This window comes from Pelobium manganitolerans (assembly GCF_003609575.1).
Classification (GTDB): Bacteria; Bacteroidota; Bacteroidia; order Sphingobacteriales; family Sphingobacteriaceae; genus Pseudopedobacter; species Pseudopedobacter manganitolerans.
This window is the reverse complement of record NZ_MBTA01000023.1, coordinates 325832-349772: the sequence shown is the minus strand read 5'-3', so window position 1 is coordinate 349772 and position 23941 is coordinate 325832. Positions and strand designations below refer to the sequence as shown.

Below are 23941 nucleotides of genomic sequence, written 5' to 3'. Positions count from 1 at the left end.
TTTATCTGTTAATTTTTATAAAACTTTCGCTGTCCATCAGGTACTGTGCATTTTCAGCAACACCATCTTCAGGAAGCAAACCACTGACGATCTGAATTTTATCACCTACCACAGCACCGGTAACAACCTTGTGGGCAATAAAACCGCCTTCTACTTTTTTGAATACGATTTTATCAATCCCTAAAGAAACCACTGCTGATTTCGGCAACCAGTCTGCCATTCTGTTGTGGCTTAGAATCTCTGCTTTAACCTGGCTTCCGATGGGAATTTTTGCGGTACTGTTATCAAAATACACCCGCGCCGTCACGGTTTTGCTGCCCTGTCTGAAAAACGGTTCTATAAAACCGATGGTTCCTTTGAAGCGGCTGTCCGGATTTGATTCAGGGATGACCGTGACGGACTGCCCTTTGCTGACCAAGGCAATATCTTCGGAAAAAATATTGATCAGGGCCCAGGTTCTGTTGGGATTGTAGACACTGAAAATATTCTGTCCCTTCTGCAGGTACATTCCTTCTTTCAGGGGCAATTCTGCAGTGACTGCGGTATTTGAAGCCATTTCGGGACCGGATTGCAGTGCTTGTCCCATGGTTCCTGCCGCTCCTGCCTGCTGAATGTGTCCGATGTAATTGCTGAACACCGGAACTGTGAGATCGGGTTTTCCTTTCTGGATGACTTTCTGAATCTGTGAAGCCGGCATTCCCAAAAGAAGAAGTTTCTGGTGTGCGGCATCAATCATCATTCTGTTTGAGCGGTCATTTTTCAGAACAAACAGCAGATTTTGCTGTGCAGTTAAGAGTTCCGGGCTGTATATATCTAAAATACGCTGGCCTTTGGACACTTTTTGGTATTTGTACCGCACATAGAGTTTTTCGATCCGACCAGCAACGCGGGATGAAATACTGCCAATCTGCCGGGTGTCATACGCCACTGTTCCCAAGGCATCAACCGTGGTCGGAATGTTTTCTTTTTTTAACTTTACGACCGGCAATTCCGAGACCACGAATTCATTGGTTGGTTTCAGCAGATCATCCAGTTTAATCCCTTCTTCCTTTTTTTCAGGGGCATCTTTCAGGACCAAATCCATCCCACATTTCGGGCACTTGCCAGGCTTATCCGAGATCACTTCTGGGTGCATGGGACAGGTATAGGTATGCATTGCCGCTTCTGCCGAGTGCTTGTCTTCCCTGAACTTCAGTTTGTCACACGCCGTCAAACCAAACAAAAGCATGGTGAATATTATAATTTTTTTCATCTTCTTTCAATTAAACGGTCAATTTCAGTTTGCGTCTGCAGTGCTTTGGTAAGGATTTCGAAATATTCCAACTGAGCCATATTCAGTTGTTCCCAGGCATCGTACAACATAAAGAGTTCTTCCGTATTCTGTTCGTAGCCCAACTGCATGGATTTGTAGTTGTTTTTTAACGCGGGAATGATGGTGTCTTCATAGAGTTTGAGCTGATTTTTATTCAAGTCCAGTTCATTGCGCATTCCGTAGGCCATTCCACTGTATTCGTTCACCATCATTTTTTTCTGTGCCTGAAGGGCTTCTTCTTTCAGTTTCAGGCTTTTAATATTGGCTTTATTCATGCCTGAAGCCCAGGAAACGAAAGGCAGCTTTGCCATGAGCATAAGTGAAAACTGCATCGGTTGGCCACCAAAACCGAACATGTTTTCGAACCTGACGCCGAATTCCGGCTTTAGATTCTGTTTTTCGAGATCCTGTTTCAGTTTGGCAATATTGATTTCCCTGTCGATGCCGCGAAGGTCACTTCTGTTTTGATAAAATAAATCCTGACCAAAAGTCTCGAGGGAATAGTCATTTAAATTGTATTCAGGCTGTATTTCCAAAGGGGAAAGCGCATCTCTTCCCATTAGGGCATTGAGGCGGATGCGGTTGACGCGGAGGTCATTCTCATACATGAGCTGCATGTTTTTGGAACTTCCAAGCGCTGCTTTTGCTTTGTAATAGGCCGATATTTTGGCAAGTCCGTTTTTATACCTGATTTCAGCATTTCTGATCATAAAGTCCAGCATCTTTTCGTTTTCCTTCACGACCTTCAGCTTTTTATCCAAGACGACGGAACTGTAATACAGTTTTTTGGCATCCTGGAAGTTTTCGTTGAGGGCAGCAAAGAGTTTTTCCTTCTCTACGGAAGACATTGCCTTCATCAGATCTTCGTTGGCATCGAGTTTCTTTTTGTTGGGAAACATCTGTTCCACAGAAACTGCGGCGGAACCCATGCCGAGCATATCGCCATCGCGCTGCCAGAGTTTCGCATTATAGGGCGTCATAAAAAACCCGGCTCCAACCGTAGGTGCCATCCAACTTCTTGCTCCTTTGGCAGCGGCATCCATCGACCGGATTTCGGCATTGTACATTTTTACCACCGGATGGTTGGCTGCAATACTGTCCATTACTGCAGACAGAGACATTTGCTGGGCATAACCGGTAGTGTAAAGCAACGCAAGCGCTCCTGTTATTATGAATTTTTTCATTTTTAATCAATTTTTGGATTAATGGGAAGCGTCCAATACATCAATTTTACCCAGTTTGTTCAGTTCCCACTCTTTCTGCATATAAAAGATAATGGGTGTTACCAAAAGGATGTGAATGGCCGAAGTGAAAACACCACCGACCATCGGCAATACGATTGGTTTCATCATGTCACTTCCCACACCGTGGCTCCACAGGATGGGAACGAGTCCGAAGAGGGTCACGCAAACCGTCATAATTTTAGGCCTTAATCTTTTCGCTGCACCATGGATGACATATTCACGAAGTTCTTCATTGGTAATGGTCTCCCGTGAGTTGCCGTTCTTCGTAGTAAGCTGAATCATGGCATCATTCAAGTAAATAACCATCACGATTCCCGTTTCCACTGCAAGTCCGAACAGCGCAATAAATCCTACGGCTACGGCTACAGAGAGATTCACTCCCCAAATCGAAATCATGAAAACACCGCCAATCAGGGCAAACGGAATACTGATGAGATTAAAGAAAGCTTCTCGGTAAGAATTGAACGCAAAATACATCGAAAGGAAAATCACGATTAATACCAAGGGCATAATCATCTTTAAGGTCTGCTCGCCCCGAATCAGGTTTTCATACTGGCCGCTCCATTCCACGAAATAACCTTTGGGCATTTTCGTGACCATACTGTTGAGTTTTTCTTGGGCTTCTTCTACGGTGCTTCCTAAATCCCGGTCACGCACGTTGAACAGAACGGTTCCGCGCAACATTGCGTTCTCAGAATTGATCATCGGGGGACCTTCGGTAAGGCGGATGTCCGCCACCGCACTCAGCGGGATGGAACCAAATTCCATGGTCTGCATGGGCAGTCTTCTCAGTGACTCCAGATTATTCCTGAAATCCTGGCCGTACCTAGCGTTTACCGAAAAGCGCTGCCGGCCTTCAACGGTGGTGGTGAGTTTCATTCCGCCAAGGGCACTTTCCACAACGGCATTAACATCATCCACACTTAAACCATATCTTCCAATTTCTTTGCGTTTCACTTCAATATCCACATATTTTCCGCCTGTAATTGGTTCTACATACATGTCCTTAATTCCTTCAATTCCTGTGAGTTCCTTTTTTATTTTTTCGGAAAGGACGGCAATACTGTCCAGATTCTGTCCATATACTTTCACCCCGACATCCGTTCTAATCCCTGTCGAAAGCATATTGATCCGGTTTGAAATCGGCATGGTCCAGCCATTGGTTACGCCGGGAATCTGCAGCTTAGCATTTAATTCATTAATGAGATCATCTTTTGTCAAGCCGTCGCGCCATTCGTTCTGGGGTTTCAGCAGAATTATGGTTTCAATCATGGAAATGGGTGAATTATCCGTCGCGGTGTTGGCTCTTCCGGCTTTTCCCAAGACATGATCCACTTCCGGAACTCCTTTAATGATTTTATCCTGTACCTGGAGTAATCTTTTGGCCTCGGAGTTTGAAATATCAGGCAACGTGACCGGCATGAAGAGCAGGGATCCTTCATCCAGAGGTGGCATAAACTCGCGCCCCAGGCTCATAATCATTGGAATACTGATGAGCAGGGCTAAAATATTAATGCCGAGCGTCGTTTTTTTCCATTTCATGCACCATCTGATCAGCGGCTCGTACACACGTTCCAAGCCCCTGTTTATTGGGTTTTTATTGTCATCTTTAAATTTTCCCTTCATGAAAAAGGAGATGAGCACCGGTGCAAGGGTAAGTACCAGAATGGCATCCACGATCAGGATGAAAGTTTTGGTGAATGCCAGCGGGTGGAAAAGTTTGCCTTCTTGGCCGGTGAGCATAAACACTGGGAGAAAAGAAACCACGATGATCACCGTAGAAAAGAATACGCCTCGGGATACCTGTAAGGATGATTTTTCGATAATCTTCATCCGAATGTCTTCGGGAATCTTAACATAACCGTCTTTCTCCTTATCTTTTTTTCTGAATATATTTTTAAACCAGTTAGTCTTCATTGTTATGGATTTTTATTTTGTTGATGGTTCTGCCAATCGGAGAGATTTTTATACGCATTTTCAGACATGATAATTCCGTTATCTACAATCACCCCGATTGCCAGCGCAATTCCGGTAAGCGACATAATATTGGAAGAAAGTCCAAACGCATTGAGCAGAATAAAGCTGATGGCAATGGTGACCGGTATCTGAATAATGATGCTGAATGCACTTCGCCAGTGGAAGAGAAACAGAATAACAATAATGGCTACCACGATGATTTCTTCGATCAGCTTGGTTTTGATATTGTCGATTGCCCCTTCAATAAGGGTACTGCGGTCGTATGATGTTTTGAAAGTGACACCCTCCGGCAGACCTTTTTCAACGTCCTTCATTTTCTCTTTCACATCGTTGATGACCTTATCTGCATTTTCGCCATACCGCGCCACCACGATACCGCCCACGACTTCGCCTTCACCGTCTGCATCAAAAATACCCAGCCGAAGATCTCCACCCATCTGTACAGAGCCAATATCTTTCACACGTACGGGAATACCGTTGTAATTTCCCAAAGCAATTTCCTCAACATCGGCTACGTTCTTGATGTAGCCCAAGCCACGAATAATGTAGGCCATATCGGCCATCTCAAACTTTCGTCCGCCCACATCATTATTGTTGGTTTTCACTTTGTTCATCACATCCATCAGGGAGACATTATAGTACTGCAGTTTTACAGGATCTACAACGAGTTGGTACTGTTTTTCGAAACCGCCAAAGGAGGCCACTTCCGCCACACCGGGAACCGTCTGCAGAGCAAATTTCACATACCAGTCCTGAAGGGCGCGCTGATCGCCCAAATCCATTTTGGGTGCATCGAAATGGTACCAGAAAACGTGGCCAACGCCTGTTCCATCCGGTCCGAGAGTAGGTGTTACGTCCTGTGGCAATAAGCGCTGCGCATAATTGAGGCGTTCCATTACGCGGGTTCTGGCCCAATAAATGTCCACGTTATCTTCGAAAATAACATACACGAAGCTCATCCCAAACATGGAAGAGGCCCGGATATTCTTAATTTTCGGAATACCCTGAAGGTTGCTGACCAGTGGGAAAGTGACCTGGTCTTCAATAATCTGTGGGCTTCTGCCCATCCACTCCGTAAAAACGATGACCTGGTTCTCACTCAGATCGGGGATGGCATCGATGGGATTGTCCCTTACCGCAAAAATACCCCAGATAAAAAGGCCGATTGCAATCAGCAAAACGAAATACCTGTTGTGGAGGGAGAGTTTGATTAAATTTTGAATCATGGTCTGTACGGTTTTACTTTATTTCTTCCTTAACCTCGCCACAGGACAACATTTCTTTACCGTAATAAGGATTTTTTACCTCACGTGAATCGCTAAGCCAGAAGGCTCCTTTGTTGTCATTAAACATTGGGCAGAATACCTTATACATCGGTTTTGATGTACCGAACAAACTAATCAGGTCTTTCAAATCTTCGCTAAGCATTGCCAAATGTTCCCGTTGGTGAAGGATGTTGCCGACATTTTTATCAATATGTTCTGCATGTTCTTTTGCATCTTCTGTTATGTCCATGTATTTTTTGTGCTTATCGGCAGGAACAGCATTCATGTCCATTTTATTCAAGGTAGCTAACAGCTTTCTGCCTGCACTCGCGGCAGCTTTATCATCGTCTGAAACAAGGGCGTTCTTTAATGACAGATAATCGTTAACTATGGGCGCAATAGAAAAGTTTTTTGCTTCTTCTTTTCCTGTTGCTTTTGCATCCTGACCGCTTGATGTTTCGCTAACGATGGAGGCCGCTACCGTATCATCGTCTTTTGGTCGAGAGGAGGGCTGTTCTTCTGAAACAACAGCAGTATCGTTTGAAGACTGCTGGTTTTTGTTCGATGCCTGGTTGCATGATATTGTTATAATTGCCATGATAACAGCAACAATTGATAATGTTATATTTTTCATTTTTATTTATTTTTGATTTTTAAAAAACTTGCATTAATAGCTACTACAATGGTACTTACGCTCATTAGTACCGCACCCATCGCAGGGCTTAGAACAAAATTGGGATACAGCACACCTGCGGCAAGCGGAATGGCAATCACATTATAGCCAACTGCCCAAAGGAGATTTTGAACCATCTTTTTATACGTTCGTTTGCCAAAATCAATCAGCTTGACTACATCCCTGGGGTCGCTGTTTACCAGAATAATATCGGCTGTTTCGGCAGCTACATCCGTTCCTGAACCTACGGCAATTCCAACGTCAGCCTGTGCCAATGCAGGTGCATCATTCACGCCATCACCAGTCATCGCTACAATCTCTCCTTTCGCTTGATACTCCTTTACTTTTTCCTGCTTTTCGTGAGGCAATACATTGGCGATATAACCGTCCATTCCTAACTCTTTAGATACCGCTGCTGCAATTTTTTCATTGTCGCCTGTGAGCAAAATTGATTTGATGTTCATTTTTCTCAATTCGTCAATAGCTTGTCGAGAACCTTCACGGATACTGTCAGCCAACGTGATGATGCCAATTACTTCACCTTCAATAAAAACATAATTAACGGTTTCAATATTTTGATTGATTTCTTTTGGAGTTTCAGGCTCTGTAAGATTGTTCTGCTTGAAATAATTAGGGCCAGCCGCTACCACTTCCTTTCCGTTTACAACTGCTTTTACACCGATGCCTGCCATATAGCCAAAGTTCTCCGACTTCCACAATTCAAGGTTTCTTTCTTTTAAGGTTTTCAGAATGCCTTTTGCAATATGGTGTTCGGAATATTGCTGCACGGCTGCGGCATACTGTATCATTTCATCGGCAGAATATTTGTCGGTTAATGGAATAACCTTTTCTACTGCGTGAGAACCTTTGGTAAGTGTTCCTGTCTTATCGAAAATGATGGTGGATAATTTCCGGGTGGTTTCAAAAGCGGTACGGTTACGAATGAGCAAACCATTGGTAGCTGAAAGCGTGGTTGAAATAGCAACCACCAACGGAATAGCCACGCCTAAAGCATGAGGACAAGCCGTAACCATTACGGTCACCATTCTTTCCAATGAAAAAGCAATATCCCCGCTACTGCTAAACCAATAAATAAAAGTAGCTACACCCACGGCAATGGCAGTATAAGTAAGCCATTTGGCTACTTTATCGGCAAGGTTTTGTGTATTGGATTTTGCTGCCTGTGCATCCTGAACCAAATTGATTACTTTATTGAGGTAACTGTCTTTGCCCACTCCGGTTGCAGTAACTCGCAATGCTCCTTCGCCATTGATGGAACCTGCAATTACTTTTCCATCCGCTTCTTTTTTTACGGGAACACTTTCCCCGGTAAGCATACTTTCGTTTACATAAGAAACGCCCTCAATAACCAATCCATCGGCAGGAATTTTTTCACCCGGTTTGATGATAATGGTTTCACCGTTTTTCAGTTCTTCGAGTTTTATTTTTATGGCTTCTCCATTTCGTTCTACTGTTACATCATTTGGCAATAGGGCGACTAATGACTGCAAGGCTTTTGAAGCTGCCATTGTAGAACGCATTTCCAACCAATGCCCCAAAAGCATGATTACGATAAGGGTTGCCAGTTCCCAAAAGAAATCCATACCGGGCAATCCAAAAACAACAGCTACCGAATAGATATAGGCAACCGAAATGGCGATAGCTACCAAGGTCATCATCCCGATGGCTTTGGCTTTTATTTCGCCTACCATTCCTTTCAGGAAAGGCATTCCGCCATAGAGGTAAATGATAGTTCCCAATGCCAGCAATATATATTTGTCTCCCGTAAAAGCAATGGTAAAACCGAGCCATTCCTGTATCATGTGGGATAAAAGCAAGATAGGGGCAGTGATGATTAAGCTTACCCAAAAGCGTTTCAGAAAATCATTTGTACGATGACCTTCGTGTTTGTCGTAACCATTTTCTGAATGATGGCTATGTGAAGAATGTTCTTTATGGTCGTGGTGGCTATGCGTTCCTTTCTTTGCTCCACCCATTGGCACTAAATCCATTCCGCAAAGCGGACATTTTCCCGGTTCGTCCTTAATCACTTGCAAGTGCATCGGACAGGTATATTTTTTCATACACAAAGGTTTTAAAAGTTATCTGTGTTTAATCTTTTTGCCATCTCAAAGGTCATTTCTTCTGCATAAGTACCATAGGCATCAACAAGAACCCCTTTGTTCTTGCCGTCATTGGATGAGATGGCATAGATCACGGGATTATTGTCCGGGCTGCTATCGAGGCTTTCAAACCGATGTGTTTCTGCCACCGTAAAATCCTCCGGCTTTAGTCTAAGGCTCTTTGATGCGCAGTACACGCAATCCGGCAAAAGACTAAAGTCCATATTGTACCCACGTTGTCTTAGGTCTCTAAGAGCCTGCAACATATCATTGTACTGTACCATAGCTTTCAAACCTGTTATTTAATGGTTTCAACCGTACTGCCGCAGGTAAGCATTTGCGAACCGTAATAGGGATTTTTGATAGCATTATCCTTACTTAGCCAATTGGCTCCTTTTCCATTATTGTACATGGGGCAATGCTGATAGTACACAGGCGTTTCGTGTTTTGATGCCTTAGCTAATTCGTACATATTTTTGGAAAGCACAGCGAATGTTTCTCGTTGTTTTGCAACATCTTTGGAAGTGGAAATCTTCTCGACATTTGCCTTCAAGTCTTTCACTATGTTCATCCAAAGGGTATGTTCTTCTGCCGATAGCTTGTTCATATCGACTGCTTTGATGGCGGATGCCAACTCAAGGGCTTTGGCGGATGCGGTCGCCGCATCGGTTTTTATCAAAGCATCTTTCACGGAAAAGTAGCCGTCAAATACAGAATTTAACTGCGATTGGTTTTGCGCTGCATCCTTTTTGACGGGTGTTGTCTTTTCGCTATGGTTGTGATTGCCATGTCCCGCGTTCATATCCATTCCTGCCTCTTTGTTTTTGGCAACCGTCTTAATAGGTCTGTCATACTGGCAACAGCCAGCCAGTTTCGCATATACATCATCCGGCGCACGGAACTTCTCACTGTCATAACCAGCCAAAGCGATACGTTTTAGGATTTCGTCCTGATTTGTTTTGTTGCCGTCATAAGTGAGCGTAGCCATCTTGGTATCTTTGTTCCAATCCACACTGGCTACCTTTTTTACGTTACCTGCTTTTTCGATAGTGGTTTTGCATATACCGCAATTACCATAAATTTTTACGGTTTCTGTATTCGCATTTTTTATCTGTGCGAAGCTGTTTATTGATGATAGTAATACAGCGATTACCATCACTATTCTTGATAATGATTTCATAATAATTACATTTTAGGAAATGGGGCATTAGCAAACCCATTTCTGTTTGAAATTCTAAATAATTGCTATAAATAGGGGATTTCCAAAAGCTGGAACAGCTTTTGACAAGACACACCTATGGCTATTAAGCCATGGTTTTAGCTTATTTTAGGCGGTAGCCAAATAGAGAAAAAGCCCGAAGAATAATAGGCTTCTTTGAAACCGAATTTTTTCTTTTTGCCTGCTGCAAGTGGATTTTTTGCTTTGAATTCAATTACAAGGGGTAAACTTAAAGAAGTTGTTGAGGCAGCGCACCTGCAAGAGCTATGTTTACAATTACCCCCGCAACCGTTGCTATCTTTGCGTTTTTTGCAGGATTTACCCTTGCAACTGCTGTGTTTTGATTTTTTGGATTTATCTTTTGAGCAGGAAGACTGCTCGGTTTGTGTTGATTTTTTGGAACAAGCATAACTCTGATTGGGCATCAGGAAGAAACCCAAAAAGAAAAGTAATAAAATGCTTATATGTATTTTCAAATTTTTCAACGCTACAAAGTTACAAATAATATTGGGGGAGTGTAACCTGAACTGTGTCAAGATTTAAATTAATGCTTCTCAAACCCCATTGTTTTTTTGCTATGTAAACAAAAATTACTACATCCGCAATAGTCTTTCAGTTTTTTTAAATTGATAAGTTTTATAACTGCTTCAATCCGTTCTATCGAACAGTCAGCATCAATCTCCAATTCTTTTATTTCGTTTTCCAGCTTAGTCAGCGTTTCGTTATAAAATTTATCCATCCGTTAACTTAAATCCATTTTTTAAACAATAATAGAGAAACCCAAATACTGTCATATTTGAAAGGAATTTGCATTTTCGGGCTTCTCTTTTGGAACTTTGGTTTTTGCTCGATACAGAACTTATAAGTCCACTTTTAGTGATAGTGATAGATATAATAGTGTCTAATTTTATGTATATCAAAGCAATAAGACACAGAGCTAAAAATATCCCAAAAAGCATCATAAAGGGCGAAGGTCTTTTCTTCTTCTTCGACAAATTGACATTTGAGGGTATAGAAGCTCCGTATCTTTTGTAGGGAGGTACTTTTTGATAACTTTTGCCTTTCTTACGGATTGTGTGTTTTATTCATAATTGGGATGACCTAATCTTAAAATTTCATCCGCTGTATCCTTACTGCATTTAGTATTGCCAATAATGCCACACCAACGTCAGCAAAAACCGCTTCCCACATTGTAGCCAAACCGCCTGCACCAAGAACTAATACAATTCCTTTTACCACAAATGCCAACGTGATGTTTTGCCAAACGATTTTCTTTGTCTGCTTTCCTATATTGATTGCCATAGGTATTTTACTCGGTTTGTCGTCTTGTATTACCACATCTGCCGTTTCAATGGTCGCATCGCTTCCCAAACCGCCCATTGCAATACCAACATCGCTCAAAGCCACAACAGGCGCATCGTTTACACCGTCGCCTACAAAAGCAACGCTTCCGCCTTTAGCTTTAATTTCTTTAACTCTGTTTACTTTATCTTCAGGCAATAAATCTCCGAAAGCATTATCTATCCCCAACTGTTCCGCTACATACTTTACAACTGTACTTTTATCTCCGCTAAGCATGGTAGCTTTAACATTGAGTTTATGCAACAGATTTATGGTTTCCTTTGCGTCTTCTTTTATGCTGTCCGCAATGGTAATGTAACCAACAAACTTTCTATCATAAGCCACTGCGATTACCGTGTAAACAATGCTGTTCGGGTCTATGTCATAAGTAATAGAAAATTTATCCATCAGCTTAAAATTCCCTACCAATAATTCTTTCCCATTTACATTAGCCTTTAATCCGTGTCCTGCAATTTCCTCTACATTTTCTAAAGGGAGATTATGGTTTACATCGCCCACATATTCCTGAATGGCAGTTGCTACGGGGTGGCTACTATGGCTTTCCAAAGCATTGACCATTTCCAAAATCTCTTTCTCATTAAATGCTTTGTCAAATACAACTTCCTGAACTTTAAATACGCCCTCCGTCATTGTACCTGTCTTATCCATTACTACATTTTGGATGCTGGCAAGAACATCTAAAAAGTTGCTCCCTTTAACCAGTATTCCATTTTTACTCGCTGCCCCAATTCCGCCAAAGTAGCCTAAAGGAATACTTATTACCAATGCACAAGGACAGGAGATAACCAAGAATACCAATGCCCTGTACAACCAATCTGAAAACTGATAATCTGCCACAAAGAAATAGGGCAATGCACAAATCCCAATTGCTAAAAACACAACAATAGGGGTATATATTTTTGCAAACTTCCTGATGAATAATTCGGTAGGTGCTTTTTGGGAAGTTGCATTTTCTACCAACTCTAAAATCTTGCTCAATTTACTATCGACGTATGCTGTGGTAACCTTTACCTGTGCAACCGTATTAAGGTTTATCATTCCTGCTAAAACCGTTTCGCCTTTGGTCTTGGTATCGGGTCTGCTTTCGCCAGTTAAAGCTGCTGTGTTGAACGATGCTGTTTCGGTTAGTAATTCGCCGTCCAAACCTAATTTTTCTCCTGGTTTCAATTGGATGATTTCGTCAATCTCTACGCTTTCTGCTTTTATGGTTTGAGGCTGATTATTTCTTAAAACCGTCACTTCATCAGGTCGTTGGTCGAGCAATGATTTTATATTTGCTTTAGCTCTGGTTACGGCTAATGTCTGAAATACTTCGCCTACTGCATAAAACAACATCACTGCAACACCCTCCGGATATTCGCCAATGGCAAATGCACCAATGGTGGCTATGCTCATCAATAGAAACTCTGAAAATACTTCGCCTTTGGAAATGCTTTGCATGGCTTCTTTAATTACAGGAAAACCGACAGGCAGATAGGCAATAATGTACCAGACTATTCTTACCCAACCTGTGAACCACTCTTGTGGCAGCCAATTATCAAAAGTTATAGCCACCATCAATAGAATAAAGCTGATAATAGATGGGAGGAACATTTGAAAAGTAGTTTGATTACCTCCCGAATGGTCGTGTCCGTCATCATCGCTGTGGTCGTGGTTGAGTGCTGCTTCAGGATGCTTTTTCTCTAATAATTTCTTAGCTTTTGCATCTTTGTAAATTTTCTCTTCTTGTGGTGTGCAACAAAGCTGCTTGCCTTGTGCATCGTAAATATGCTTGTGATTTTTATCTGTATTTATCATGGCTTTTATTTTTTAATGTTCGTGTCCGCCTGTATTCGTTAATTTGGCATTGATGAAAAATGCGCCTTTGGTAACAATTTTGGAATTGGCAGGAACGTCCTGTATAAAGGTTACTGCCGTATAGCCCATATTGGAAACGCCTTTTACAACCTCTATTCTTTCAAAGTTCACATTGTCTTTAGGTTCTTCTTTATGAGTGCTTTCGGTTGCTTCGTGGTCGTGTTCTTCGCTTTCTTCATCGTGATGCTCTTCCGCTTTTTTATCAGTAACAATAAAAATATAGTCTTTGCCCTCTGCATTAACGATTGCTTCGCTTGGCACCGCAGGTGTAGTAACATTATTTAGGCTAACAATACCTGTAATGTTCATTCCGTCAATCAAGCCTTTTTTATTGCCTGTTACGGTGCTATGTACTGAAATAGTTTTGCTCTCATTCTCAAATGAAGAACCGATGCTAAAAACCTTTGCATCATACTCGCTGGTAGGATTATTGGTTAAGGTAAAATGTATGACTTGCCCGATTTTTAGCTTCGGTAAATCTTTTTCAAAAACCTGTAAATCTAAATGCAATGAACTGTTATCCACAATTTCTGCCACTGGCGAAGAAACATCCACATAGCTGCCTATTTTGGCAAATAGGTTGCTTATTGTCCCATTCAACGGACTTGTAACCACCAATGCCGATTTTAGATTACCGTTTGATACCGAATTTGGGTTGATGCCCATTAACTGTATTTGCTGTTGCAACGATGCTTTACGGGTACGAAGCGTATTGAGTTCTGCCGTTGCATTTTGCAGGTTTCTCAAAGCACCTGCATTTCCGGCGTTTAGTTCTTTTTGTCGATTTACTTCCTGCTCTGCAAAAGTGATTTTACTGCCAATGGTCAAGTATTCTTCCTGCAACTGGATAAACTGCGGATTGGCAATCGTAGCAATTACTTGTCCTTTACTAACATAATCGCCAATCTGTACATTAAGGGTTTTGATAACTCCACCGTACAAAGAAGTTGCATTGCCTTTATTATTGTTCGGCACTCGCAACATACCGTTTGTCTTAATGGTGGCTGTAAGTTCCTTGTTTTCGATATTGCCGAAAGTAATACCCACTGTTTTTATCTGCTCTTGTGTGAGCGTGGCAATGGTTTGGGCTTTTTCTTCGTGTCCCTGTTCTTCCTTAACCGCTTCTTTGGTTTCAGGTTGGTTTGAATTTCCGCAACTTGTGATGAATAGGGAAAAGCAAAGTATAGAAAATATTATTTGATTTTTCATCTTTAATTACTGATTGATTATTGAATAAATGTTGATTACCGATTGATTTACTTGCTGAATACTTTTCAGGTAATTCAATTGTATATCCGTAGCAGTTTGCAAAGCATAGAGATACTCCATATAACTGATGTCGCCTGTACGATAACCTAATTGTGCCGATGAAACAATATCCTTTGCATTAGGCAGGGCTTGCTGCTTGTAGTAATTAAACTCTGCTAAATCCTGTTGGTATTGTATTATTACGTTTTGAAACTGCGTTTCCAACAAAACTTGATGTTGTCTTGCATTGGCTTCAGATGCCTGTTTCTGATAATCCAATGATTTTATCCTTGCTTTAGTTGTTCCGAAAGTCAGGGGAATGGCAATGCCGATATTGACGAAACTAAATCGGTTGCCCGAATTAAAATACTTTTCCTGTCCGTTTACGGTTTGAGAACCGATTAAAGACTGATTAGTATAACCTATCGTAAAATCGGGCAAACCTTGTGCTTTCTCAACTTTCTTTGTTTGCTCGGCAATCAAGGCGTCTTGATAGAGGGCTTTGATAGTAGGATGGTTTGCTACGGCTGTGCTATCAAACAAGGTACTTACCTGCAACGGTTGAAATGTTTGGTCGTTGCTTATCTCAAACGGTTCTTTAGTATTCATCAATGCCTGCAAATTTTGATAGGCGTTGATTAGATGCACGTCATTTTGTTTCAGCAACAAATTGATTTCGCCTTGCTTGGCTTGTGCTGTACTGATTTCAACTTTTTTCGTATCTCCTGTTTTATACCGTAGTTCAGCTATCTTTATAAAATCGTTGTACAAGCTGTCCAACTGCTGCAACTGTGTTTTATTGTGCTGCAAATACTGGATTTGGTAATAATACGTCCGCACCTGATTTTTTAATTCAAGTAAGGATATATTCATTTGTAGTTCTTTGCCCGTAACTGTTGCGTTGATAAGCTGCTTTTTAGCACCAAATAAAGTTGGGAAAGGTATGGTTTGTGCCGCCTGAAAAGATTGGTCAGTGTTTACACTGTTGTATTGCCCCAACTGGGCGTTAACGTCCAGCTTCGGCAGTTCGCCTGCCGTTCTTTTAAGGCTTTGTGCCGATTTGATTTCCCAATCTTTTGCTTTGATGTTGCCATTGTTCTGCACCGCAATATTTATGGCTTCGTCTACACTAATGATTTTCTTGGTTTGGGCATTGGCATTGTAACCTAATCCCGAAATCAACAATACCAGTATGGTTGTAACTGATATCATTTTCCCTTTTCTCTTATTGTTGATTTTTGAATTGAAAATGATGTAGAGCAACGGCAATACAAACAGCGTAAGGAAAGTAGCCGTAATTAAACCACCAATAACAACGGTTGCCAATGGTTTTTGTACTTCCGCACCTGCGCCTTGCGATAATGCCATTGGCAGGAAACCCAAACTTGCTACGGTTGCCGTCATTAGTACGGGTCTTAACCGTTTCTTTGTGCCGTCATATACCCGCTTCAGAATATCTTTTACTCCGTCTTTTTCTAATTGGTTGAAAGTTCCAATCAATACTATACCGTTCAGCACCGCCACGCCAAACAAGGCAATGAAGCCAATACCTGCGCTAATACTGAAAGGCATTCCACGTAGCATTAATGCAAATACGCCACCTATGGCACTCATTGGGATTGCCGTAAAAATCAGGCTTGCCTGTTTGAGTGAACGGAATGTAAAATACAACAAGGAAAAAATGAGAAATAGCGAAACAGGTACGGCAATCATCAAACGTTTACTTGCTTTCTGTAAATTCTCAAACTGTCCGCCATAAGTGAAATAATAGCCTGTCGGCAATTTTATTTCTGCGTTCAATTTCTGCTGAATATCTTCTACCACACTTTGCACATCTCTACCCGAAACATTGAACCCTATTACAATTCTACGTTTACCATCATCACGGCTGATTTGTGCAGGACCTAATTTGTAATTGATTGTTGCTACTTGTGATAAAGGTATTTGATTACCTGTGTTGGTTGGTATCATTAAGTTATTTACATCATCAATGTCGGTTCTGTAAATACTATCCAGACGAACAACCAAATCAAAACGTCTTTCGTTTTCAAAAACCTGTCCTGCTGCTTTACCTGCAAAAGCCATACTTACCACATTGTTTACATCTTCTACATTGATGCCGTAATTGGCAAGCCTTGTGCGGTCATACTCTACATTGATTTGTGGCAATCCGCTAACTCGTTCTACCTGTGGCGATGTAGCACCGTTTACGCTTTGAATTACTTTGCTAACCTTTTCGGCATAAATGGCAAGGCTATCCAAGTTTTCCCCGAAAATCTTAACTGCTACATCTTGCCTGATACCTGTCATCAACTCATTGAAACGCATTTGTATTGGCTGATTTTTTTCAAAAAATACGCCCGGAATGACTTCCAATGCTTCATTTATTTCATCGCCTAAATCTGTATAGCTCTTTTTTGTTTTCCATTCATCCTGCGGTTTCAAAATGACCATTAAGTCTGTGGCTTCCGGTGGCATCGGGTCTGTCGGCACTTCTGCTGCACCTGTTTTACCAACCACCATTTTTACTTCATCAAACTGTTTGATAATCCTTGATGCCTGCATAGATGTTTCAATACTTTGGTTTAAAGAACTACCCTGTGGTAATATGCAGTGAAAGGCAAAATCGCCCTCTTGTAATTGTGGTATAAATTCGCCACCCATTCTACTGAAAAGGAATAGGGTAAGCGCAAAAACCGCAACTGTAACACCCACTAACCAATACTTAATCTTAATCGCTTTTTGCAATAAAGGTTGGTAGATGCCTTGCAGGTAGTCCATCATTTTGTCTGAAAAGGTTTTCTTATGCGAAACTTTCTTAGACAGGAACAAAGCACACATCATCGGTATATAGGTCAATGATAAAATCAATGCGCCCAAAATGGCAAAGCCAACTGTTTTCGCCATTGGTGTAAACATTTTGCCCTCAACACCCACCAAAGTAAGTATCGGGATGTACACGATAAGGATAATGATTTCTCCAAACGCCGCACTATTCCTGATTTTGGAAGCGGAAAGAAATACTTCATCGTCCATTTCCGGTTGTGTCAATCGGTTCATTGATTTTCGCAAGCCCAAATGGTGTACAGTGGCTTCTACTATGATAACCGCACCGTCCACAATCAGCCCGAAGTCAATTGCTCCCAAGCTCATCAGGTTGGCACTTACTCCGAAAATATTCATCATTCCCAATGCAAAAAGCATTGATAACGGAATGGCAGAAGCGACAATCAAACCAGCCCTTAAATTTCCAAGAAACAGCACCAATACAAAAATGACTATCAATGCTCCTTCAATTAAATTTTTTTCTACGGTACCGATTGCTCTGCCAATCAAATCTGTTCTGTCCAAGTACGGTTCAATCACAACATCATCGGGCAACGATTTTTGAATGACAGGAATTTTTTCTTTGATCCGTTGCACCACTTCGTTGCTGTTTGCACCTTTCAACATCATCACCACACCGCCAACGGCATCAACTTCACCATTGTAGGTCATTGCACCATATCGAACCGCGCTGCCAAAACGAACTTCGGCAACGTCTTTTATGAAAATGGGAACCGTCCCCATGTTCTTCACGGCTATGTTTTTCACGTCTTCCAACGAAGTAACTAACCCAACTCCACGAATGAAATAAGCGTTTGGTTTTTTGTCAATATAAGCACCGCCTGTATTTTGGTTGTTCTTTTCAAGTGCGTTAAAGATGTCGGTAATACTTACACCCATTGCTTTTAAGCGGTTCGGGTTTACCGATACTTCGTATTGTTTTAGTTCGCCACCAAAACTGTTTACTTCGGCAATGCCTTTTGTGCCGTTGAGTTGTCGTGCAACAATCCAATCCTGCATAGTACGCAAGTCTTTGGCGTTGTACTTGCTTTCACTTCTTTTTTTCGGGTGCAGAATGTATTGATACACTTCGCCCAAACCTGTGCTTACAGGTGCAAGTTCGGGTGTGCCGATGCCTTGCGGAATATTTTGTCCGGCTTCTTTCAGTTTTTCATTGACAAGCTGTCGGGCAAAATAAATGTCCACATCATCGTCAAACACAACGGTAATAACCGAAAGCCCGAACCGTGAAATGCTTCGGGTTTCTTCCAAGTCGGGAAGATTGGCAATGCTTTGTTCTATGGGAAATGTAACCAACTGTTCCACTTCCTGCCCTGCAAGCGTTGGGCAAACGGTAATAATTTGCACCTGATTATTGGTAATATCCGGTACGGCATCAATGGGTAAGCGGGTAACGCTCCAGCTTCCCCAAATGATAAGTAACAAGGTCATTATTCCGATAACTAACTTGTTCTTTATACTAAATTTTATGATACTGTCTAACACAATTCATTTGATTAATGATTAATACGAATGGATTTGAACTCTTTCTATATGGCACAGAAAGAACAGTTAATGCACAAAATGACGATACACAGCGATTAACGCATAGCGTTATACTTGCACCAACAGTACATTAGCCGATAGTATTAGGCATTAATCTTTGGCGGTTGCCAAATCTTTCCGCAGTAATTGGAAACAAAAGAAAAATCACGAACAGGATATGTGATTTTGGAAGTTGCAATCGGTTTAGGAATGCGGAACTTATAAGGTGTGAATTTCAGACTTGCAGTTGTACTACAACAAGTGCAAGTACAGAAAGTGCTACAAAAATCGTTATGGTCTGAATTGTGATTATGAGCCTCTATACGTTCTGAAACTGTGGTGTTGCTTTTGCAATCATTAGACGCATCACTACAAGGCACTACTGATAATGCCAAAATGTAAATGCTGAATATGTACGCAAAAAGCCTCATTTGGGTGCAAAAATAATAAATATTTTGCGGGTAAAGGCATAAGAACAACCCATATTTACGGCTCTCCTTAGCAATATTATCAAAAGCATTTAATTCTGTACTTTCAAAATATTCATCCTTAACTTTTTTATTTAGGAACTGATGGGCTTCATCTACAAAAAGTATCAATGGCTTTTCTCTAAAAGCATTTGTTCGTGCTTTATTTAATAAATATCTACCTAATGAATTAGCCAAAATCTCTCTAACCTGAAAATTATATGGCACATTTTCAAACCCAATTCGCAGAACGTTTAAATCAGGATTTTCTAAAAATTCATTTATTTTGGTAATTAAATTATTGGTTGTTGGGGCATTAAATCCAAACATTCCCGAATAGTCGTTATCAGATATGACGTTATTGACACGCATTATTAAACTTGTCGCATTTCCGTAATTTCTTTCATCTCTATTAGCTGCCCATCGGTCGTTAAATATTTGGAAACATTCGTTTCAGATTTGTCTATGAAGCAGGTTTTTCCCGAAATTATTTATAGAAAAGTCTTCTACTATTGCCTTATAAGTAAAGTAGGCGTTATTATATGCAGCGGTTAAATTTCCCTGCTTCACAACCAATCCATTATTTACTATAACTTGCTGTCCCCGGAATGTAAAACTATCATTTGTTCCATCATTATTATGACCATTGTTTGGAATATTGCTCATTAAGCAATGCGCTACTTTTAAAGATTTTATGGCTTCCAGTAAAACGGGTTGTTGAACTTGACCGGATGGTCTGAACAAGACAAATAAATCATTTATGGTTAAGTTTTGATAAGGAAAATAACTCTCTGAAATTAGTATTGAATGTGCAACTTTTGGATGTGTGTCGAATGTAGAATATTCTCCGGTCGGGTCTAAAATAATTGCTTTTGCTCCAGTATCTATAACTCCCTCTAAAAATTTACTGATAGTATAACTTTTACCTCCGCCAGTAGTACCTACCACTGCGCAATGGCGACTGAAAATTGCCTGAAGAGATATATCTACAGGGACATTTTTGTCATAAATTAGATTACCCATTCTAAATGTGGGCGAATGTTCAATATTCTCCGGTTTTATTCCAAAAGTTTTAAAATGAGTAGAAAGAAATTCGGATGAACAAATAAATACCTTAGACCCAATAAGAGGTAAACTATTTATTCCTTTCTCTATTTTACTTGGATTGAACAAGTCAAATGATAAGAGAATTTCTATTCTGCCTACTGGATGAAACGCCTTAGTCGAAAAGGTTCTTTCACTTAATTCTAATCGTTCTTTTTCAGGTAAAGATATTTCTAACATTTTGCCTAAAAACCCTTTGTCTTCTCCCTCAATAACAATGTAATTGCCCACAAGACCACCTCGCAAGACTTCTGTGTGATGAACAAATGTTTTCATCAAAACCGAGGACGGAAAATGCACTTTAACAAAGGCAGGGGATACAAAGTTGATATACCCAAGAAAATGGCTGTGATTGAAAGGGCTATTGCTCATATTTAGGTGTTAGGAATATTAATTACTATTTGTCTTGTATCCTCCTGGTTGTAAGATTTTAAATCAGGGTAGTTTTTGGCGAAATCTTCAAAGGTTTCTGACATTATACTTAAATTGGAATATTTCTTTGAAGCCTCAATAAAGGGTTTCAGGTTTTCGTTAGTTTCGTCTATTCCCCGATTGATAATCATTAATTGGAAACTTGGATTTTGTTCCAGAGCTTCTACAATAGCAGTAACTATATGCTTATCTCCGAAACTAAACCCCATCGTTATCAGAAATACATTATCCTTACGGAGATTAGCCTGAAACCTTGACATCATTTCAAAATATGGCTGTTCATAAGAACTTTCATATTTAGACTGATGGGGATAAATCATCAATGGATTATCAGGATTTTCTTTTTGTACGATTTTGCTTTCTTGCTTTTCCCAATTAACAGAACCGTGTAATTTATATAGGTGGAAAACTTTTTGAATGAAATTGTCTTCTTCTTTAACTCTGCTTTGATTTCTGGAAACAATATCGTAATCATAATTACGCCCGCTAAAAATTCTTGGTTGTGAAAATGAAAAACCGTCAACTACGACAAAATTGCTTTCACACGCTGCTTGTTCAAACATCATATCATAGTTCAACGTGAACAATTTAAATCGTGGCAAAGTGACCTTACGTTTCGTTATCTTATTAAGCAATAATGTATGTGGTGAGTTGTCAGGTAGGCTTAATTGACAGGCTTCTTTGATAAAATCCTTAATCTTGTTCACACAATCCTCAATGTCAATATCATCTTTAGGCACATAGGGAATTGCAGGAGTAGCCATAGAAAGAACTTTTTCCAAATTCTTAACTATTGAGCCATCTTCCCACTTTTCATCGTAACCGATGGTTTCAAGTAGTTTTGCAAAAATTTCAGATGTCAGAAGAGCTTCGGCGTCGTCCCATAGATTAGCCATCGACTTACCTAACTTTCCATCTTTGCCCCAACCTATGGATGAACCTGCCCCTGTTAAAAGAAGTAAATTCTCAAATTGATTATTTAGAGTTTGCGAATATTTATTCCGCTTTGTAGCAATAGCATAATCAACTCTGTTTCCCGTACTGTCCTTAAAATCGTGAAGTTTCCCATCTATATACACTTTTACATCGGCGGCTTCACTATCGTCATAAGCAACAGAACTGTTATTGTTGAGTAAAATATATTTCATACGCTCATACTTTTTATTTACCTAAGTTTATATCGAATGGTCAGCTTAAGACTTTCAAAAACTATAACCACAACTTCCTCATCTGCCTTTAAGCTCGTTTAAAACATTTTTTAAAGCCTGTTTTCCAATCTCCTTATCATCAATAAGCCCTTTTATTCTGTCAGATAGCCACAAAATCAAAAGTTCCTCTATCGGTATATTCAGAAATTCTGAAAGATTAAGGTATGCTCAATATGTGGTTTTGAAATCTCGGTGATGGTGGAGAAACAGCTGTCAAATAACATTGGATTTCTACGTTAATTTTAATAAATTGCAAAACATTTGCAATCAAACTGAAACAAGCTCAAGTAGAGTATAGCGAGAGTTTAAAGAAAAACGGATTTCAAAAATCTGTTTTTCAGGCGTTTAAAACGAAGGTTCGAATCCCGCCCTCTCCGCTGGTAGTGATACCAAAAATTGATGGAAGTCTCGTTAACAGTTAGTTACGAGACTTTTTTTTTAACAATACGCCTCTTTTAAAGTCCATATCTGCATCACCCCGAAAATGGATAATTGGTTGTCTAATAAGCTGGGGAATTTGTACTACCGTCACCGCAAATTTTGAAGTGAATATTGGAAAATATTCGCAGTTGAAAACACACACTTTATGCTGCTTTCAGACGCCAGTAGAGGTCAGTTTATAAGTTTAGAAGAAAGCGATAATAAACAGCTTGCATATAGCGTCGAAAACCTATTTCGGGTTTAAATGGCCAGTCTACAAACTTTATTCTTAAAACCCGAAAACAAAAAATCTCGTATTTTGTAGAAATTAGTTATGAAGATAGTAATTATCGGCAACGGCATTGGTGGCATTACGGCGGCCAGAAACATCCGAAAGCAATCAGATCATGAGATTCTAGTAATCTCTGCCGAGTCGGACTATTTTTTTTCGCGCACGGCCCTAATGTACGTGTACATGGGGCAAATGAAATTTGAGCATACGCAACCCTACGAAAATTGGTTCTGGGAAAAAAACCGCATCAGTTTACTGAATGCTTATGTTAAGTCTGTCGATTTTGAAAAACAAACATTGCACACCGCAAATGGACAAAAAATCAGCTATGACAAGCTGATAATCGCAACTGGATCTGTACCTAAAAAAATTGGGCTTAGCGGCGAAGGGCTTAAAGGCGTACAAAGTTTGTACAGCAAGCAAGATTTGGAACTGCTGGAACAAAACAGCGGCGACGTTAAAGAGGCGGTAATTGTGGGCGGAGGATTAATTGGGATTGAACTTGCCGAGATGTTACGCAGCAGAAACATTAAAGTTAGCATTTTGAGCAGAGAAAATGCTTACTGGAACAGCGTGTTACCCCAAGAAGAGGCGCAAATGATTAGCCGGCACATTGCCGAACACCACATCAACTTGATAGCGAACACCGAATTGGGCAAGATTTTAGACGATGGGAGTGGTAGCGTAAAAGGGATTATTACAAAAAAAGGAGCAGAAATTCCCTGCCAATTGCTCCTGATCAGTATCGGTGTGCAGCCAAACATTAATTTTCTAAAAAACAGCGCTCTGGCCATTAACAAAGGTGTTTTGGTAAACGAGTTTTTGGAGACCAATATTACCAACGTGTATGCCTTGGGCGATTGCGCCGAATTTGAGAATCCAAAACTTTTGCATCCGCCGATAGAGCAGCTATGGTACACCGCGCAAATGCAGGGCGAAGCGCTAGCAAACACTATATGCGGGCATCGCCAAACCTACCGAAGAGGCGTTTGGTTCAACTCGGCAAAATTTTTAGATATAGAATACCAAACCTACGGATGCATGTTTAAGCAGCCATTGGCAGATGAAGAAACTTTTTATTGGGAGCATTCCTCGGGCCGAAAAGCATTTAGGGCCAATTTTGAAAAAGAAAGTGGTGCTTTACGCGGATTTAACTTTTTGGGGATACGCTTTAACCATCCGGTAGCCAACCGCTGGATTAGCGAGAAGCGCAACATTGGCCTTTGCATAGCCGAATTAAAAAAAGGTGTTTTTGATGCCGAGTTTAGCAAGCAGCATCACCGTAAAATAGCTGACGAGTTTTTCCGGCAATTTCCGGCTTACGCAAAAACTCAAAAGACGAACAAACTAAAATTCTGGATGTAAAG

At 40.6% G+C, this 23941-nt stretch carries 17 protein-coding genes; 1 reads left to right on the top strand and 16 read right to left on the bottom strand.

The genetic code is table 11. From position 1 onward, the window contains the following. Position 1 precedes the first annotated feature (1 nt). The 16 genes from BCY91_RS10220 to BCY91_RS10145 form a co-directional block, all read right to left on the bottom strand. On the bottom strand, positions 2-1252 hold the full coding sequence (locus BCY91_RS10220; RefSeq protein WP_220699468.1) for an efflux RND transporter periplasmic adaptor subunit: 1251 nt from the start codon (positions 1250-1252) through the stop codon (positions 2-4). Continuing rightward, positions 1249-2496 carry a TolC family protein gene (locus BCY91_RS10215; RefSeq protein ID WP_120181840.1) on the bottom strand — a complete coding sequence of 416 codons (1248 nt, stop codon included), beginning with the start codon at positions 2494-2496 and terminating at the stop codon, positions 1249-1251. Before BCY91_RS10215 ends, BCY91_RS10220 begins: the two co-directional genes overlap by 4 nt. Before the next feature lie 18 nt (positions 2497-2514). Further along, entirely contained in the window at positions 2515-4473 is a 1959-nt protein-coding gene (locus tag BCY91_RS17950; RefSeq protein ID WP_120181839.1) for an efflux RND transporter permease subunit, read from the bottom strand. A 2-nt stretch (positions 4474-4475) separates the two neighbouring features. Next, the gene (locus tag BCY91_RS17945; protein ID WP_120181838.1) at positions 4476-5759 is read right to left on the bottom strand and encodes an efflux RND transporter permease subunit; all 1284 of its coding nucleotides are present in this window, start codon (positions 5757-5759) and stop codon (positions 4476-4478) included. A gap of 13 nt (positions 5760-5772) precedes the next feature. Continuing rightward, entirely contained in the window at positions 5773-6432 is a 660-nt protein-coding gene (locus BCY91_RS10200; RefSeq protein WP_120181837.1) for a DUF3347 domain-containing protein, read from the bottom strand. Positions 6433-6434: 2 nt separating this feature from the next. Next, entirely contained in the window at positions 6435-8555 is a 2121-nt protein-coding gene (locus BCY91_RS10195) for a heavy metal translocating P-type ATPase (RefSeq protein WP_120181836.1), read from the bottom strand. An 11-nt stretch (positions 8556-8566) separates the two neighbouring features. Beyond that, a complete protein-coding gene (locus BCY91_RS10190) occupies positions 8567-8818 on the bottom strand; it encodes a phosphoribosylpyrophosphate synthetase (RefSeq protein WP_245989059.1) in 252 nt (83 codons plus the stop codon). A gap of 74 nt (positions 8819-8892) precedes the next feature. Further along, the gene (locus tag BCY91_RS10185) at positions 8893-9774 is read right to left on the bottom strand and encodes a DUF3347 domain-containing protein (protein WP_120181834.1); all 882 of its coding nucleotides are present in this window, start codon (positions 9772-9774) and stop codon (positions 8893-8895) included. Positions 9775-10042: 268 nt separating this feature from the next. Next, positions 10043-10222, bottom strand: a complete 180-nt coding sequence (locus BCY91_RS10180) for a hypothetical protein (RefSeq protein ID WP_120181833.1) — start codon at positions 10220-10222, stop codon at positions 10043-10045. A gap of 135 nt (positions 10223-10357) precedes the next feature. Beyond that, entirely contained in the window at positions 10358-10552 is a 195-nt protein-coding gene (locus BCY91_RS17610) for a hypothetical protein (protein WP_182995351.1), read from the bottom strand. Positions 10553-10920: 368 nt separating this feature from the next. After that, entirely contained in the window at positions 10921-12972 is a 2052-nt protein-coding gene (locus tag BCY91_RS10165; RefSeq protein WP_120181831.1) for a heavy metal translocating P-type ATPase, read from the bottom strand. A 12-nt stretch (positions 12973-12984) separates the two neighbouring features. Beyond that, positions 12985-14241 carry an efflux RND transporter periplasmic adaptor subunit gene (locus BCY91_RS10160; protein ID WP_120181830.1) on the bottom strand — a complete coding sequence of 419 codons (1257 nt, stop codon included), beginning with the start codon at positions 14239-14241 and terminating at the stop codon, positions 12985-12987. Between the two features lie 6 nt (positions 14242-14247). After that, entirely contained in the window at positions 14248-18558 is a 4311-nt protein-coding gene (locus BCY91_RS10155) for a CusA/CzcA family heavy metal efflux RND transporter (protein ID WP_245989057.1), read from the bottom strand. A gap of 197 nt (positions 18559-18755) precedes the next feature. Beyond that, positions 18756-19448: a DUF6660 family protein gene (locus tag BCY91_RS17750; protein ID WP_220699467.1), complete on the bottom strand. Its 693-nt coding sequence runs from the start codon at positions 19446-19448 to the stop codon at positions 18756-18758. A 123-nt stretch (positions 19449-19571) separates the two neighbouring features. Continuing rightward, complete coding sequence (locus BCY91_RS10150; RefSeq protein WP_220699466.1) at positions 19572-20594, bottom strand: ATP-binding protein; 1023 nt, start codon at positions 20592-20594, stop codon at positions 19572-19574. 2 nt (positions 20595-20596) lie between these two features. After that, complete coding sequence (locus BCY91_RS10145; protein WP_120181828.1) at positions 20597-21802, bottom strand: SIR2 family protein; 1206 nt, start codon at positions 21800-21802, stop codon at positions 20597-20599. A gap of 814 nt (positions 21803-22616) precedes the next feature. On the opposite strand from BCY91_RS10145, the gene BCY91_RS10135 reads away from it, so the two are divergent. Beyond that, complete coding sequence (locus BCY91_RS10135) at positions 22617-23939, top strand: NAD(P)/FAD-dependent oxidoreductase (RefSeq protein ID WP_120181827.1); 1323 nt, start codon at positions 22617-22619, stop codon at positions 23937-23939. Positions 23940-23941: the final 2 nt, after the last annotated feature.

What these genes read in the sequence shown, in the direction of transcription:
- BCY91_RS17950 (WP_120181839.1), bottom strand. Translation starts at nt 4,473, where the DNA reads ATGAAGACTAACTGGTTTAAAAATATATTCAGAAAAAAAGATAAGGAG.
- BCY91_RS17610 (WP_182995351.1), bottom strand. Translation starts at nt 10,552, where the DNA reads ATGGATAAATTTTATAACGAAACGCTGACTAAGCTGGAAAACGAAATA.
- BCY91_RS10150 (WP_220699466.1), bottom strand. Translation starts at nt 20,594, where the DNA reads ATGAGCAATAGCCCTTTCAATCACAGCCATTTTCTTGGGTATATCAAC.
- BCY91_RS10155 (WP_245989057.1), bottom strand. Translation starts at nt 18,558, where the DNA reads ATGACCTTGTTACTTATCATTTGGGGAAGCTGGAGCGTTACCCGCTTA.
- BCY91_RS10220 (WP_220699468.1), bottom strand. Translation starts at nt 1,252, where the DNA reads ATGAAAAAAATTATAATATTCACCATGCTTTTGTTTGGTTTGACGGCG.
- BCY91_RS10215 (WP_120181840.1), bottom strand. Translation starts at nt 2,496, where the DNA reads ATGAAAAAATTCATAATAACAGGAGCGCTTGCGTTGCTTTACACTACC.
- BCY91_RS10200 (WP_120181837.1), bottom strand. Translation starts at nt 6,432, where the DNA reads ATGAAAAATATAACATTATCAATTGTTGCTGTTATCATGGCAATTATA.
- BCY91_RS10180 (WP_120181833.1), bottom strand. Translation starts at nt 10,222, where the DNA reads ATGCTTGTTCCAAAAAATCAACACAAACCGAGCAGTCTTCCTGCTCAA.
- BCY91_RS10190 (WP_245989059.1), bottom strand. Translation starts at nt 8,818, where the DNA reads ATGGACTTTAGTCTTTTGCCGGATTGCGTGTACTGCGCATCAAAGAGC.
- BCY91_RS10185 (WP_120181834.1), bottom strand. Translation starts at nt 9,774, where the DNA reads ATGAAATCATTATCAAGAATAGTGATGGTAATCGCTGTATTACTATCA.
- BCY91_RS10145 (WP_120181828.1), bottom strand. Translation starts at nt 21,802, where the DNA reads ATGAAATATATTTTACTCAACAATAACAGTTCTGTTGCTTATGACGAT.
- BCY91_RS10135 (WP_120181827.1), top strand. Translation starts at nt 22,617, where the DNA reads ATGAAGATAGTAATTATCGGCAACGGCATTGGTGGCATTACGGCGGCC.
- BCY91_RS10160 (WP_120181830.1), bottom strand. Translation starts at nt 14,241, where the DNA reads ATGAAAAATCAAATAATATTTTCTATACTTTGCTTTTCCCTATTCATC.
- BCY91_RS17750 (WP_220699467.1), bottom strand. Translation starts at nt 19,448, where the DNA reads ATGTTTGGATTTAATGCCCCAACAACCAATAATTTAATTACCAAAATA.
- BCY91_RS17945 (WP_120181838.1), bottom strand. Translation starts at nt 5,759, where the DNA reads ATGATTCAAAATTTAATCAAACTCTCCCTCCACAACAGGTATTTCGTT.
- BCY91_RS10195 (WP_120181836.1), bottom strand. Translation starts at nt 8,555, where the DNA reads ATGAAAAAATATACCTGTCCGATGCACTTGCAAGTGATTAAGGACGAA.
- BCY91_RS10165 (WP_120181831.1), bottom strand. Translation starts at nt 12,972, where the DNA reads ATGATAAATACAGATAAAAATCACAAGCATATTTACGATGCACAAGGC.